We start from the raw sequence: 13262 nt of genomic DNA, 5'->3' as shown, positions 1-13262 counted from the left end.
CCTTTCATTTTTCAACTAAGATAGAGCGAGGTATCTAAAGAAATAGGTAATTAGACCTGGGTTTGATGTAAACAAAGTGAACTTATTTGGTCCTACTTTAATTAATATAGTCTAAGAATTATTTAAAATATATTGATAAAACTTTTAGCCCCATTTAGTCCAAGTATGAAGCCTTTTTACAGTTCCCGCAGACTCCTATTATTACTCCATTCGGCCTTATTCATGCTTTTTGTCCAGAACAATCTCTGTGCGCAGAATATTAATAACTTAAAAAACCTTAATGGGTTTAGGGATTTTAAGTATGGTGATAAGAAAGAAAAGTTTGATGGAAAATATAATTTAGAATTAGATGTTACTGCAAGCGAAGGAAAGAACACGGAGTATATTGTTGAGAATTTTTATAATCGCAACAGAGATTACAAAAAATTCGGTATTGAATTCGACGGTACAAGGTTATTCTTTACAGAAAACAAGTTGTACCAGATCTCCTTATCAAAGATGATGAGTTTTGAAGATGTCATTGTAGAACGTGATGCAATGAAAAGTATTGGAGGGAGAACTACTCTTGACAAAATATTAGATGAATTGTCCCTTTTATTTGGTGAAGAAGTCCATAATAGTAAAGGCCTCAATAATGAGACGATAGTTACTTTTAAAGATCCTTCTATAGATAATGTCTGTGAGTTGACAGTTGAAGTTAATGAGGTATTCAGAACGATGTTTATTACACTGACCTTTTATAATAAACCTCTTACTAATATCTCTAGAATAAATAAATTTAACTGATAACTGATGATTCAGTGTAAAGTTGGCAGCCATTGTGGTTGCCAACTTTATTTTTTAATCTTAATTAGTACCTGGAAGTCTTCCCATACCACACATGCCGCAAGTTTAGCGATAGCGCAACTTGTGGCTGCACATGAGGCCAGTTTGTAACTGGCGTTTTCAGCAAACTATACTTTCGGCAGTTACAAACTGACGGCCAATCTAACCACCAGTTACCGCTTCACTCAAACTGGCGGTATGCACGTATAGTATGCCATGAGCAGAAACTATAAGATTAGCGATCAGAGCCAGCTGCACTTTATTTCTTTCGCAACGATACATTGGATAGATGTTTTTACCAGACCTGCTTATAAACACATCGTAGTTGACAGCCTAAATTACTGCATCAAGAACAAAGGACTAGAAGTATTCGCTTGGTGTATCATGTCCAACCACGTGCATCTCATTATCGGCTCACAGAAAGAAAATCAATCCCACATCATCCGCGACCTGAAAAAGCATACTTCCAAGACCATAGTAAAAGCCATAGTCGATAATCCTCAGGAAAGCCGCAAGGAGTGGATGCTCTGGATGTTCGAGCGGGAAGGTAAGAGGAATAGCAATAACCAGGATTTCCAGTTCTGGCAGCAGCACAACCAGCCTATCGAACTCAATTCGAATATCCTAATAGAGCAGAAGCTGAACTACATTCACAACAACCCCGTGGAAGCTGGCTTTGTATGGGCGCCGCAGGATTACCCTTATAGTAGTGCCACAGACTACGCTGGCCAAAAAGGAATGGTGGACATTATACTTTTAAACTAAGCATGCCGCCAGTTTGAGCGCAGTGGTAACAGGTGGTTTGGCATGGCTGTCGGTTCGTAAAGATGTTATACTTATACTTTCGCCAGTTGCAAACTGGCGCTATGATTAGCCACAAGTTACGCTGTCGCTAAACTTGCGGCATGAGAAACAGAAAGCATAAAAACAGCAGCGGCAGCCATACTTTGGCTGCCGCTGCTGCTTTATACCTTTATATATCCCTAATCCGCATTAACACCAATATCCCCCTGGGCTACGATGACATCTAATTGTTCAGGGCTCAGGTGCACATTCACATGGCCGTCATACTTCAGCACATCCTTGTAGCCAAATGGCGTGCCGTCGTCGAGCTCTGCCACGTTAGACATGCTCATGCCCGTGGTGCCGTTCACCGGGTTAAAAGTATACACTATGCCGCCACCTTCCTCTGCAGAGTTTTCATGAATATGGGCCGGATGCACGCCTCCTTCCGGAGTGCCTTCCAATGAAATGGTGGCTAACGCTTCCCCGTTTCTCCTCTCCTCAAACAAAACGGTGCCGCTAATACCTGGTACAGCCGCCTCTTCAAGTTCGTAGCGCTTGGCTTTGCCTGTCAGCTCATTCTGCCCGATATCGCCTTGCGCCACAATCACGTCCAGTTGATCCTCGCTCAGGTGCACGTTCAGGTGACCATCGTACTCCATCAGGTCCTCGAAGGTAACGGGATTTCCACTGTCATCTTCCTGTATAATAGTGGTGCTGGTGCCTGTCGTGCCGTCCACTGAGTTTAATGAAATAACGATAGGACCGCCCTCAGCTGCGGTGTTGGCATGGATGTGGGCAGGATGTACTCCTCCGGTGGGTGTTCCTGTCAATACAATAGTGACGGATGTTGTTCTTGCGTCTACTCTTACAAAGGTAGCGGTACCCTCTATGTTCGGATCTGCTACGGATTCCAGATCATACACCTTCGTGTCAGGGAAAGGTATCGGGGAGTCGTCATCGTCCTTACAGCCGGTAAAGACAATCGTGCTGAGCACTAACGCTAGTGCAAAGACATTGATTTTGGATAGGCTGTGTAACATAGGCTTAAGAATTAAAATGGTAATAAAAAATTTACTATTGGTATTATTTTAATTTAACTTCTTGATTATCATTATGTTCTCTGTTTTTTGTCAGGGAAGCTAAAAACAGAGCCAGCGGTATAGAAGTGGCTTTAAGCAGAAATGCCAAAGGGGAGCGCACTTTGATGCTATTTTCTTCTCCTTATATCTGAATAAATTGATGCAGAAGCACTCAGAAAGCTCGTTCTCGTCCTTTCGGGCTTGCAACCTGAAAGAGCAGTTATGAAAAGTCTGGCCAATTGCGAACCTGTTGTAACCTTTGCCGCAAAACCTGCTACAACCGAAGGTAAACGAGCAGCTATGACGATGAACAATACATTGGAACCGCATGCCTTCACTATCGTGCTGGCAGGTGCCACAGGGGATTTAGGAGGGCGCATTGCCAAGTCGCTTCTGGCGAGGGGAGCCCAGGTGCGCGTGCTGGTCCGCAGCAACAGCGACAGGGAAAAAGTGGAGGCATTGCGAAAGGCAGGAGCCACTATCTGCGAGGTGGATTTCCATAACGCTGCTGCACTGGCCAAAGCCTGCGAGGGGGCAACTTGTGTCGTATCAGCACTGTCGGGGCTGCACTATGTGGTAGTGGGCATTCAGACCTTGCTGCTACGTGCGGCGGTGGCTGCAGGCGTGCCCCGTTTTATTCCTTCCGACTTTGCCATCGATTTTACGAAGCTGCCTTACGGCCGCAACCGCAACCTGGACCTCCGGAAGGCATTTAAAGAGCGATTAGATAAAGCCCCGATAGCCGCCACGTCCATTTTATGTGGTATGTTCGCCGACCTGCTCACCGGGCAAGCGCCCATCGTCCTTTTCCCATTAAAGCGGGTTTTGTACTATGGCGATGCAAACCAGCTGATGGACTTTACCACCATCCAAAATACCGCTGAATATACTGCCGCCGCAGCCCTTGATTCCTCCACACCCCGTTACCTGCGCATTGCCGGAGACGTGCTTAATGTGCATGGGTTGAGAGAAGCTGCGAGTAAGGCTACCGGCGAAGAGTTTAGCTTATTCAAGGTCGGTGGATTGGGCTTGCTGGAAACTCTTATAAAAATCACAAAAGCACTTACGCCAAATAAACAGGAAGTCTTTCCGGCCTGGCAAGGCATGCAGTACATGCGCGATATGTACAGCGGACTGCCCAAGCTGGAGCCGCTGGATAACAACCGCTACCCTGATATAGCGTGGACGAGCGTAGCCGAGGTGCTGGCGAGGCGGTAGGTAAGGAACTATACTTTATAAGTATAGCTTATGCAGCATTTAACTTGCAACATCCCTCTTAGGAGGCTTTTGCCGCTTCAGGTAAGTATACATCATCCCCAAAACGCCGCCACCCAAGGCCGCGTAGCCATACCCGATTAAAAAACCATAGGCCTTACTCTCGGCACCCAGCCATAGCGAGGCTGCAAGAGCAAGGATGCCTGTCACGAGAAGTACTGTCGCTTTGGTGTAATTCATCCTGTTTTCCATATTCCGGAGCATTAGGTTATTTCTGGTACGCATAAGCCTGCCTGTGGCTAAATGCCTGGTGCCTGTACTAATATAGCAAGTCCAGCCGCATGCGTTACCACTATTAGACCAGCAAAGCGATAAACCAGACCAGCAGGTGTTTTCTCTGGAAATCCTGTCTAGGCTGCCCATCCGAATTATAAACCTGCAGGGCAGCCAGCAGCTATGAAGGCCTGCCACAGGCCAACATAAATGAGCTGCCAGAAATAGCTACTGAAGCGGTACTAAATAAAAAGCGGCAACCAAAGTATGGCTGCCGCTTTTTTATACTTGTCTAAAGTCTATACTAATAACCAAACAGCGTTTCCAAATCCAGCTGTTTTACTTTGCCATACTTCTCGAGATCCTTAAAGTTAAGTCTGTCTTTAGAGCCGATCACAAGTATAACCTGTGGCTGGGCTTTTACATACTTCTGCTGGAACTCCTTCAGCTGGTCGAAAGTCATGGAGTTGGCGCTTTGGTACACGTCCTGGCGGATGTCATAGTTCAGGCCCAGTTTCTTGGCACGTTCGTAGTCGAAGAGGATGCCGGACTTGGTGATGCGCTCGGTAGAGATGCTGTTGCGCAAGGCGGCCTGGGCGTTCTGGAAGTTGGCGTCGGCCAGCGGCATATCCGTTAGCAGCGCCTGCATGCCCGCCATCGCCTCAGACAGCTTATCGGCCTGTGCCCCTATGTAAGATACCAGGTAGTTGGCGCGCTCTTTCTTGGAAGCCGTGCCATAGTACGAGTAAGTAGAGTAGGCCAGAGCCTTCGACTCGCGCAGGTCCTGGAACACGATGCCGCCCATGTACTCGTTGTAGAGGCGCACTACCGGTATGATGTCCTTGCTATACGGTACCGACTTGCTCACGAACAACATCTCGGCCTGTACCATGTTATAGTCGGCCCAGTACACGGTAGGCTCTTTGATGTCCAGCTCTGGGTAAACTACTTCTGCAGGTACCGGCTTGAGTTTGGCCGGTACGTTGTGGCCGGTGTTCAAAGCTGCTACCAGGTTCTCTGTTTCACGTGGACCATAGTATAGCACACGGTGCTCGTAGGTCGGGATGCTCTTGATGATGTTCACCAGTTCCTGCGGCTTCAGGGCCTTGAGCTGCTTCTCGCTCAGCACGGTGTTAAACGGGTTTTTGGGGCCATACTTGGCGTAGTTCATCATGGCCTGCTGCAGAATGATGCCTTTGTTTTTCTTGGCATCGTCGCGGGCTTTCAGTACCCCAGCCACCATGTCGTTGAGCGCCTGTTGGTCTGGCTTGGCGTTGGCCAGTACGCTCTCAAACAAGTTCAGGCCTTTCTCGAAGTTCTCATCCAATCCTGTCAGGCTCACATATACCTGGTCGCCGCTGGAGAACACATCGAACGAGGTGCCCAGCTGGTAAAACTCCTTCTGCAGCTGCTCGGCCGTATACTTGTCGGTGCCCAGGTACTTGAGGTAATTCACGGCCATGCCCAGTTTCGGGTCGTTGTTGGTGCCCATGTCCAAGATATAGTAGAGCTGGAACAGGCCGTTTTCCTTGTTTTTGGTGTAGAGCAGCGGGATGTTCTGCTTCAGTTTCGTTTCGGTGATGTCTTTGGTGTAGTCTACAAAAACCGGCTCCAGCGGCTGTACTTCCTTGGCCATAAAGGTCTTGTAGTACTCCGACTGCGCATCGCGGTTAACGGCTACCGGCGTGATGGCCGGCTTCTCTACTTTCTGGGCGTTCGGGTCTTTGCCGGTTTTCTTGTATACCAGCACGTAGTTGTTGCCGAAGTACTTGTTGGCCACGTCCATCACGTCCTGCTTCGTAATCTTGGCAAACTCGGCCGGACGGTTCACAAACTTCTGCCAAGGCATTTCATAGATAAAGGACGTCACGAAGGCATCCGCACGGTTGCTGTTATCCTCGTAGGCCTTCATGGTGTTGATTTTGTCGTTGTTCACCACGGCCTGTATCAGCGACTCGTCAAAAGAACCTTTCTTGATCAGCTCCAGCTGCTGCAGCAACAGGTCGCGTACCTGGTCCAGCGTCTGGCCCTGGCGCGGCATGCCCGTCATCCGGAACGTGCCGTAGTCTTTCATCGGCGTGTCGTAGGCGTAGGCCTGTAGCACTTTCTGCTGCTGGTTCAGGTTCAGGTCTATCAAGCCGGCCTGGCCGTTGTAGAGCAAATTGCTGATCATCTGGATTACCAACGCATCTCTTTCGTTGATGCCTGGCGTACGGAAGGCAAGCGATACGTTCTCCGCGTCCGGCCCCAGCACCTCTTTCACAATCGGCTGCTGGATGGGCTGCTCCTGTGCCACGGTAAAGGCGGGCTCCGGCTGCTTCTCCATACCTCCCCAGTACTTATCGATCAGGCGGATGGTCTGGTCAAAGTCCAGGTCGCCGCTCATGGCAATGGCCATGTTGTTGGGGATGTAGTACTTGGTGTAGTACTTCTTGATCTCGGTGATAGAAGGGTTTTTCAGGTGCTCGATGGTACCAATCGTGGTCTGCGTGCCATATTGGTGCGTCGGGAAAAGGGCGGTGTTAATGACCTCAGCTACTTTGCGGCCATCGCTGTCCAGGGTGCGGTTTTTCTCTTCGTACACGGCCTCCAGTTCGGTATGGAAAATACGCGGTACCATGTCGGCAAAACGGTCGGCCTCCAGCTCGATCCAGCGCTCCAGTTGGTTGCTCGGGATGTCGTTGGTATACACCGTCTGGTCTACCCAAGTATAGGCGTTGGTTCCTTTGGCTCCGATGGCGCCCAGGATCTTGTCATACTCGTTGGCAACGGCATACGTGGCGGCCACGCCGGAGATAGAGTCGATCTGGTGGTAGATTTTCTTGCGCGCGGCTTCGTCTTTGGTGGTCCTATACTTTTCGTACAGTGCCTCTATCTTGTCCAGCTCTACTTTCTCTTTCTCCCAGTCACGGGTGCCCAGCTCAGTGGTGCCTTTAAACACCATGTGCTCCAGGTAGTGGGCCAGGCCAGTGGCATCGGCCGGGTCGTTTTTAGAACCGGCGCGCACCGCAATAAAGGTCTGGATGCGCGGCGCCTCTTCATAATCCGACAAGTATACTTTCAAGCCATTGTCCAAGGTATAAATGCGGGCGTTGAGCGGGTCGTTGGGGACAGTCTCGTACTTATACTCCTTCTCGGCAGGGGTTGCAGCCGCTGTTACAGCCGTATCAGGGGTGGATTGGGTTTGGTATGCTTCGTTTTTGCATTGCGTGAACGTAAGGCCCAGCGCAAGCAACAGCAAAGAGGAACCTCTTTTTATCGCCATAGTTTTGATGATGTAGTTTTTATAAAGATAGTAGGATTTTGTTTAAATAACATGTGTTCTTTTTTGCTTCTGTTATACTTTATACTTGCTGCCATTCCCGCTGTTCCAGACATCCTTGTCCGGGACCTTCTCTGCTGCGGATTTCCAAGTCCGCGTACACCATACTTTTATACTTACCGGTTTATACTTCCTATAGCTACCGCTTCTTTCCACTGGAACCAAGCTATCCTTGCTAGCTCCCGTTCATCCTCTAGCCTTACATACCTATAGTTTCATCTCCTACTTTCTACCCTCCTAGGCCGGGAGGCCTCGCCTTCGGGCATCGCGCGGTGTGTCTGAAGCTGCTCCTCGCTCCGCTGCGGGCTGCCCTTCGGGCACCGCAACATCCACAAGGCGCTCAACCCAAAGGCTGGGAATAGGTTCGATAGCCGCTGCTACTGGAAAGGAAAGTATAAATTAGTAATTCAGAGCTGTCCCCTTGAGGACAAGCGAGAACGGGAGTTCGAAACTTGCGAGCAAAGCTCAATAGGGGTGTTAATACGTTTGCTATGAAACTTATACTTTAGCATAAGCAAAAACAGACTCCCCTCCTCGGAGGGGCTGGGGTGGGTTATACTTCTGCAGCTATGAAACTTATACTTCAGTCCAAGCAATAAAACTCCCCGCCTTAGCTAAGGAGGGGTAGGGGTGGTTGGACCCGGCTCTGCATAAATCTCCCTCCCCTGCTTTTAGGGGAGGGTTGGGGTGGGGTAACAACAGCAATTCTAAAAATCAGCGTCCAGGCCGAAACGTTGTTTCAGATCGATGAGCACCGGGTACTTTTCAGACAGGTAGTTAAATTTGTCTGCCGAAGTATAGAGTTTCCGGCCCTCGTCCTGTACTTCCACCACTTCAGCGCGCAGTTGTATACTTCGGTTGCCCAGTTGCTGCTTCAGCTCGCGCAATATGTCGGGGCGCAAAGCCGTGAACTGGTCCATTAGCACATGGTTTTCCAGCTGAAGAACGATCTCGTTGTCGGGGCTGATGTGGTACTGCCGGTTGAGGAGCGTGTAATCCATCATGTTCTCGGCCTTCTTGCGGCGGAGAATGCTGTGCCACACCGTCTTCAACCTGGCCTCATCCACCGGCACAATAGCGCCGTAGCTTCCTTCGTCCTCTTCCTCTGCAACAGCCACACTCGCCACGGCCACCTGTGGGTTTTGCAGGTCTTTCAGGCTGGGCAGTTTGCCCAGCTTCTTCGGTGGAGGCAGCTGTACGCCTGGGCGCGGCTTCTCCGGAGCGGGCGCAGCGGCCTTAGGCGGAGCAAGCTGTGCCTCTGGTGTTACCTGCTGTGGCTGCGGCGCTTGCTGCAGTCGCTCCGATGGCACGCTGCTGGCGGACACGGGCTGCTGCAACTGTGCCGAAGGTGTAGCGGCAGGGGCGGTGGCACCGTTTGCACTGGTAGAGGCTGGTGCCGGAGCCGCTACCTTAGCTTTTTTTGGTTCTGATCCCTCCTGGGCAAAGTTCAGGGCCGCATTCAGGTGGGCCAGCTTCATCAGGCACAGCTCCACGTGGAGGCGCTGGTTTTTGCTGCTCTTATAGTTGGTGTCGCAGGTGCTTACCAGGTTCAGGCCCGAGAGCAGGAACGAAACAGAAGCCTTCTGCGATTGCTCGGCATACTTGGCTTTGATGTTGTCCGATACCTCCAGCAGCTGTATGGTTTGCGGGTCTTTGCACACCAGCAGGCTTCGGAAATGCTCCGCAATGCCGATCAGGAAGTTATGCGCATCAAATCCGTTCTTCAGGATCTCGTCGAACAGCAGCAGCGAGCCGGGCAGGTTCTGCGCCAGCAAGTGGTCCGTGAGCCGGAAATAATAGTCGTAATCAAGTATGTGCAGGTTCTCAACCGTGGCCTTGTACGTTACGTTGTGGCCCGAGAAGGTCACCATCTGGTCGAAGATCGAGAGGGCATCGCGCAGGGCACCGTCCGCTTTCTGCGAAATCAGGTGCAGGGCATCAGGCTCAGCCTGTATACTTTCCTTTTGTGCGATGTTGCCCAAGTGGCGCACCATGTCCTCAATCCGGATGCGGTTGAAGTCAAAGATCTGGCAGCGCGAAAGTATGGTGGGGATAATCTTGTGGCGCTCGGTGGTGGCCAATATAAAAATGGCGTACGAAGGCGGCTCCTCCAGGGTCTTCAGAAAAGCGTTGAAGGCCTGGTTGGAGAGCATGTGCACCTCGTCTATGATGTAGATTTTATACTTTCCGGTCTGAGGGGCATAGCGCACTTGCTCCACCAGGTTTCGGATGTCCTCTACCGAGTTGTTGGAGGCGGCATCGAGCTCGTGAATGTTAAAGGAGCTGTTGGAGTTAAAGCTGCGGCAGGATTCGCACTCGTTGCAGGCCTCTACCTCCGGAGTAATGTTCTGGCAGTTAATCGTTTTAGCCAAAATACGGGCACAGGTAGTTTTACCCACCCCACGCGGACCGCAGAAAAGGAAAGCCTGCGCCAGGTGCTTGCTGCTGATGGCGTTTTTAAGGGTGTTGGTGATGTGGTGCTGCCCCACGACGCTATCGAACGTGGCCGGGCGATATTTACGCGCTGATACTACAAAGTTCTCCATTGCATACAAAGATAATCAATCCGAAGCTCAGATGGGAGAAAGTTTGGGAGTTTAAGAGGTAGAGAGTTTAGGAGTTAAGGAGTTAGAGAGTTTAAGAGTCAAAGAGTTGTAGAGACGCAATACTTTGCGTCTCTAGAGTTAGAAAGTTATACTTTCCTCTGGCTTACATCGTGTACAGGGTGGCACCCACGACCAAAAGTGCGCAGATAGTAAAGAGGGTGCTGTAGGCGAAGAATAGCACAACCACCTTCGACACTGTCATCCACCGCGACCCTTTGTAGGTATTGCGCATCGACCTGTAGATGTACCACATAGCCCCCAAAACGCCCAGAAATATAAAGTATTCCGACAGGGAGGGCAGGAGCCAGCCCAGCAAAATCAGAATGGAGCCAAACAGGAACAGGAACGAGTGCACATGGATAGAGTAAATCAGGTGTTCCACGTAGTATTTGGAGGACCGCCAGTTTACCAGCTTCAGGATAAGGGCAAACAGGGGCAGCAGCAGGAACATAACCTTCGGGAAGTGGCCGACAAGCTTGTTTTTGAAGAGGGCAAGGCTCAGTTCGTCGCTCATTACCTTTTTCAGCTTAGCAGTTAAAGATTGTACAAAAGCGTTATCTTCTCCTATATCTATGCGCAGCTCGTCTTTGCCTTTCTTGTCTGCCGCAGCAATAGCCTCGCCAATGGTTTCGGCCTGCAGGGTAGTGTCTGCCACGCCTGTTGGTTGGCCCAGGGCGGCGAGCGAAGTATGATTTCCTGCTTTCTCAAGCGCCCTTCCGCTCAAAGGTCCCTTCAAACTGCCAATTATTTCCTGGGCTTCAGCCTTTTCTTCAGGCGTAACATCCTCCACAAGGTTGTTTCTGTTGATGTTGGTATTGGCCGTGAACAGGAAGAAAAACACGATGCTGATGAAGATGTACATGCTGATAGGGCTGAGGTAGGAGGCGCGCCTGCCGGCAAAATACTCTTTGGTAAGAAATCCGGGCTTCGTGAAAAGCGGAACCATGCTGCTGAAGAACTTCGACTCGAAGTGAAAATAGTGCCCCACGCTGTGCATGGCCAAGTGCAGAAAATTCTCACGCAGTTCCAGGTTCTCTTGCCCGCACTCCGAGCAGAATTTGCCTGCCACAGTGGCCCCGCAGTTCAGACAGTTATCTTCGGTCCGGTAATGTTTTTTCATAGTGTTCAGAGTATGTATTCCCAAACTGGCCAAGCAGCAGATCGCAGTGCCAGTTTAAGGGGCTAAAGTAAGCATTTGTAGCATTTTCCTGTGATGCTGTGCCTGAATATTTATGAATTACTATAAAGTTATATCAGAAGCTGGCAGGAAAGAGACTTGCCGGGGTGCAGTACACAAGCTTTTGGGAAGCTATTGGCCATTCTGCAACAGCAGGGGAGTATAACAACAAAGGCAGCCGCTTTTTGCGGCTGCCTTTGCTTATAAATAAAAAGTATAGAATCGTGCTACGGAAAGCTTAGTATGGCTTGGCCGAGTGCGATTTCTTCTGCGCCTCCTGCACACCCTGCTCGCCGGTCACGTTGCCCATCGGACCGTCCATACCTTCCGACATCTTCTGCTTCATCTCCTTGGTCACCTGCTCGATGCGTTCCCGAACAAGGCGGCCATAGGATTCATCGGCCTGCGTGAAGTGGTTCAGCATCTTCTCCTGGATGCGCGGGTCGCACTTGGCCAGGTCGTTGCCCAGGTTGTTGATCAACTCCTCGCGCTCCCAGGCCTCGAAGTTGCGGAAGGTCTCACCGGCCTGCTTAAACGGATTAGCCCGCTCAATTGGCTGGCGCACCAGATTCGCTTCGTAGCGCGGAGTATACTCTTTGCCTGCCATCGGCGATTCCTCCAGGCCACCAAGTATGGATGGCTCATAGTTTACGTGGATGTTCTGGCCCTCGGCAAAATCAGTGTCGAAAGCCATTTGGCCCCCGCGCTGGTTGGTAGCAACATGCGTTTTAGGAGCGTTTATAGGCAACTGCAGGTAATTTGCTCCAATGCGGTAGCGTTGCGTATCAGAGTAGGAGAAAGTACGGCCCTGCAACATCTTGTCATCCGAGAAGTCCAGGCCATCCACCAGCACACCTGTTCCGAAAGCGGCCAACTCCACCTCGTTAAAGTAGTCCACAGGGTTCCGGTTCAGCGTCATTTTGCCGATCGGGTACCACGGAAACTGCTCTTTAGGCCATAGCTTGGTGTCGTCCAACGGGTCGAAATCCAGTTCCGGGTGGTCATCGTCGCTCATAATCTGCACGTTCAGTTCCCACTCCGGAAACTCGCCGCGCTCGATGGCCTCGTACAGGTCCTGGGTGGCGTGGTTAAAGTTCTTACCTTGTATTTCCTGGGCCTCTTTCTGCGTCAGGTTACGGATGCCCTGCAGCGGCTCCCAATGGTATTTTACCAGTACAGCCTCGCCCTCGGCGTTCACCCACTTGTACGTGTTTACCCCGGAGCCTTGCATCTGGCGGTAGTTGGCCGGAATACCCCACGGCGAGTACAGGAAGGTAACCATATGGGTTGCCTCCGGCGTGCCCGCAAAGAAGTCGAAAATGCGCTCGGCGCTCTGTATATTAGTTACTGGGTCAGGCTTCTGCGAGTGAATCAAGTCCGGAAATTTCATGGCATCGCGGATGAAGAAAATCTTCAGGTTGTTGCCCACCAAGTCCCAGTTGCCATCTTCGGTGTAGAACTTCACGGCAAAGCCGCGCGGGTCGCGCAATGTTTCGGGGGAGCCCGACGGATGTCCTACGGTAGAGAAACGCACGAACGTTGGTGTCTCCGCGCCCTTTTTAAACACCTTGGCGCGGGTGAATTTCTCTACCGGGTCGTTGCCTACCATGCCATACGACACGAAAACACCGTGGGCACCGGCACCACGGGCATGCACCACACGCTCCGGCACACGCTCCCGGTCGAAGTGCGACATTTTCTCGATGAAGTGGTAGTTCTCCATCGTGGCTGGGCCGCGGCTACCTACGGTCCGGATGTTCTGGTTATCAGTTACAGGGTGGCCCTGCCGGGTGGTGAGAGTGCGACCTTTGCCTTGCTGGCCGTTGCCTTTGCTGGCGGTGCGGTACTTTTTCTTTTCGTTCATAGCGCGATACCGGTTGATGATGAATACGTTAACTATACCGATATACTCTATGTGTACCCTTTATGTTTATAAATAATATCTATATCATGCTTTGAAAAATCTATAATCGCATAAG

At 50.6% G+C, this 13262-nt stretch carries 9 protein-coding genes; 3 read left to right on the top strand and 6 right to left on the bottom strand.

Annotated elements, in window-relative coordinates:
- Nucleotides 1-165 precede the first annotated feature (165 nt).
- Together BM040_RS08635 and BM040_RS08630 are read left to right on the top strand one after the other, a co-directional pair.
- A complete protein-coding gene (locus tag BM040_RS08635; protein WP_092100095.1) occupies nucleotides 166-786 on the top strand; it encodes a hypothetical protein in 621 nt (206 codons plus the stop codon).
- 255 nt (nucleotides 787-1041) lie between these two features.
- Nucleotides 1042-1590 (top strand): REP-associated tyrosine transposase, encoded by a 549-nt coding sequence (locus tag BM040_RS08630; protein ID WP_092100093.1) that lies wholly within the window; start codon nucleotides 1042-1044, stop codon nucleotides 1588-1590.
- Between the two features lie 218 nt (nucleotides 1591-1808).
- On the opposite strand, the gene BM040_RS08625 is transcribed toward BM040_RS08630, so the two are convergent.
- Nucleotides 1809-2651, bottom strand: a complete 843-nt coding sequence (locus BM040_RS08625; protein WP_217646737.1) for a CHRD domain-containing protein — start codon at nucleotides 2649-2651, stop codon at nucleotides 1809-1811.
- 339 nt (nucleotides 2652-2990) lie between these two features.
- On the opposite strand from BM040_RS08625, the gene BM040_RS08620 reads away from it, so the two are divergent.
- A complete protein-coding gene (locus BM040_RS08620; protein ID WP_245756148.1) occupies nucleotides 2991-3908 on the top strand; it encodes an NmrA family NAD(P)-binding protein in 918 nt (305 codons plus the stop codon).
- 39 nt (nucleotides 3909-3947) lie between these two features.
- Here BM040_RS08620 and BM040_RS08615 read toward each other — a convergent pair whose 3' ends face one another.
- The 5 genes from BM040_RS08615 to BM040_RS08595 form a co-directional block, all read right to left on the bottom strand.
- A complete protein-coding gene (locus tag BM040_RS08615; protein WP_139217785.1) occupies nucleotides 3948-4157 on the bottom strand; it encodes a hypothetical protein in 210 nt (69 codons plus the stop codon).
- 325 nt (nucleotides 4158-4482) lie between these two features.
- A complete protein-coding gene (locus tag BM040_RS08610) occupies nucleotides 4483-7443 on the bottom strand; it encodes a M16 family metallopeptidase (RefSeq protein WP_245756147.1) in 2961 nt (986 codons plus the stop codon).
- Nucleotides 7444-8207: 764 nt separating this feature from the next.
- Nucleotides 8208-10046, bottom strand: a complete 1839-nt coding sequence (locus BM040_RS08605; RefSeq protein WP_092100087.1) for a DNA polymerase III subunit gamma/tau — start codon at nucleotides 10044-10046, stop codon at nucleotides 8208-8210.
- A gap of 163 nt (nucleotides 10047-10209) precedes the next feature.
- Complete coding sequence (locus BM040_RS08600) at nucleotides 10210-11226, bottom strand: DUF3667 domain-containing protein (protein ID WP_092100086.1); 1017 nt, start codon at nucleotides 11224-11226, stop codon at nucleotides 10210-10212.
- Nucleotides 11227-11521: 295 nt separating this feature from the next.
- Complete coding sequence (locus tag BM040_RS08595) at nucleotides 11522-13147, bottom strand: catalase (RefSeq protein ID WP_092100085.1); 1626 nt, start codon at nucleotides 13145-13147, stop codon at nucleotides 11522-11524.
- Nucleotides 13148-13262: the final 115 nt, after the last annotated feature.

The organism is Pontibacter chinhatensis, from assembly GCF_900113285.1.
GTDB lineage: Bacteria > Bacteroidota > Bacteroidia > Cytophagales > Hymenobacteraceae > Pontibacter > Pontibacter chinhatensis.
The sequence above is the reverse complement of the archived record's forward strand: the minus strand, read 5'-3'. Positions and strand labels throughout refer to the sequence as shown.

Bases quoted from the DNA above. Each gene is read 5' to 3' on its own strand.
- BM040_RS08610 (WP_245756147.1), bottom strand. From the start codon at position 7,443: ATGGCGATAAAAAGAGGTTCCTCTTTGCTGTTGCTTGCGCTGGGCCTT.
- BM040_RS08605 (WP_092100087.1), bottom strand. From the start codon at position 10,046: ATGGAGAACTTTGTAGTATCAGCGCGTAAATATCGCCCGGCCACGTTC.
- BM040_RS08630 (WP_092100093.1), top strand. From the start codon at position 1,042: ATGAGCAGAAACTATAAGATTAGCGATCAGAGCCAGCTGCACTTTATT.
- BM040_RS08625 (WP_217646737.1), bottom strand. From the start codon at position 2,651: ATGTTACACAGCCTATCCAAAATCAATGTCTTTGCACTAGCGTTAGTG.
- BM040_RS08615 (WP_139217785.1), bottom strand. From the start codon at position 4,157: ATGGAAAACAGGATGAATTACACCAAAGCGACAGTACTTCTCGTGACA.
- BM040_RS08620 (WP_245756148.1), top strand. From the start codon at position 2,991: ATGACGATGAACAATACATTGGAACCGCATGCCTTCACTATCGTGCTG.
- BM040_RS08635 (WP_092100095.1), top strand. From the start codon at position 166: ATGAAGCCTTTTTACAGTTCCCGCAGACTCCTATTATTACTCCATTCG.
- BM040_RS08600 (WP_092100086.1), bottom strand. From the start codon at position 11,226: ATGAAAAAACATTACCGGACCGAAGATAACTGTCTGAACTGCGGGGCC.
- BM040_RS08595 (WP_092100085.1), bottom strand. From the start codon at position 13,147: ATGAACGAAAAGAAAAAGTACCGCACCGCCAGCAAAGGCAACGGCCAG.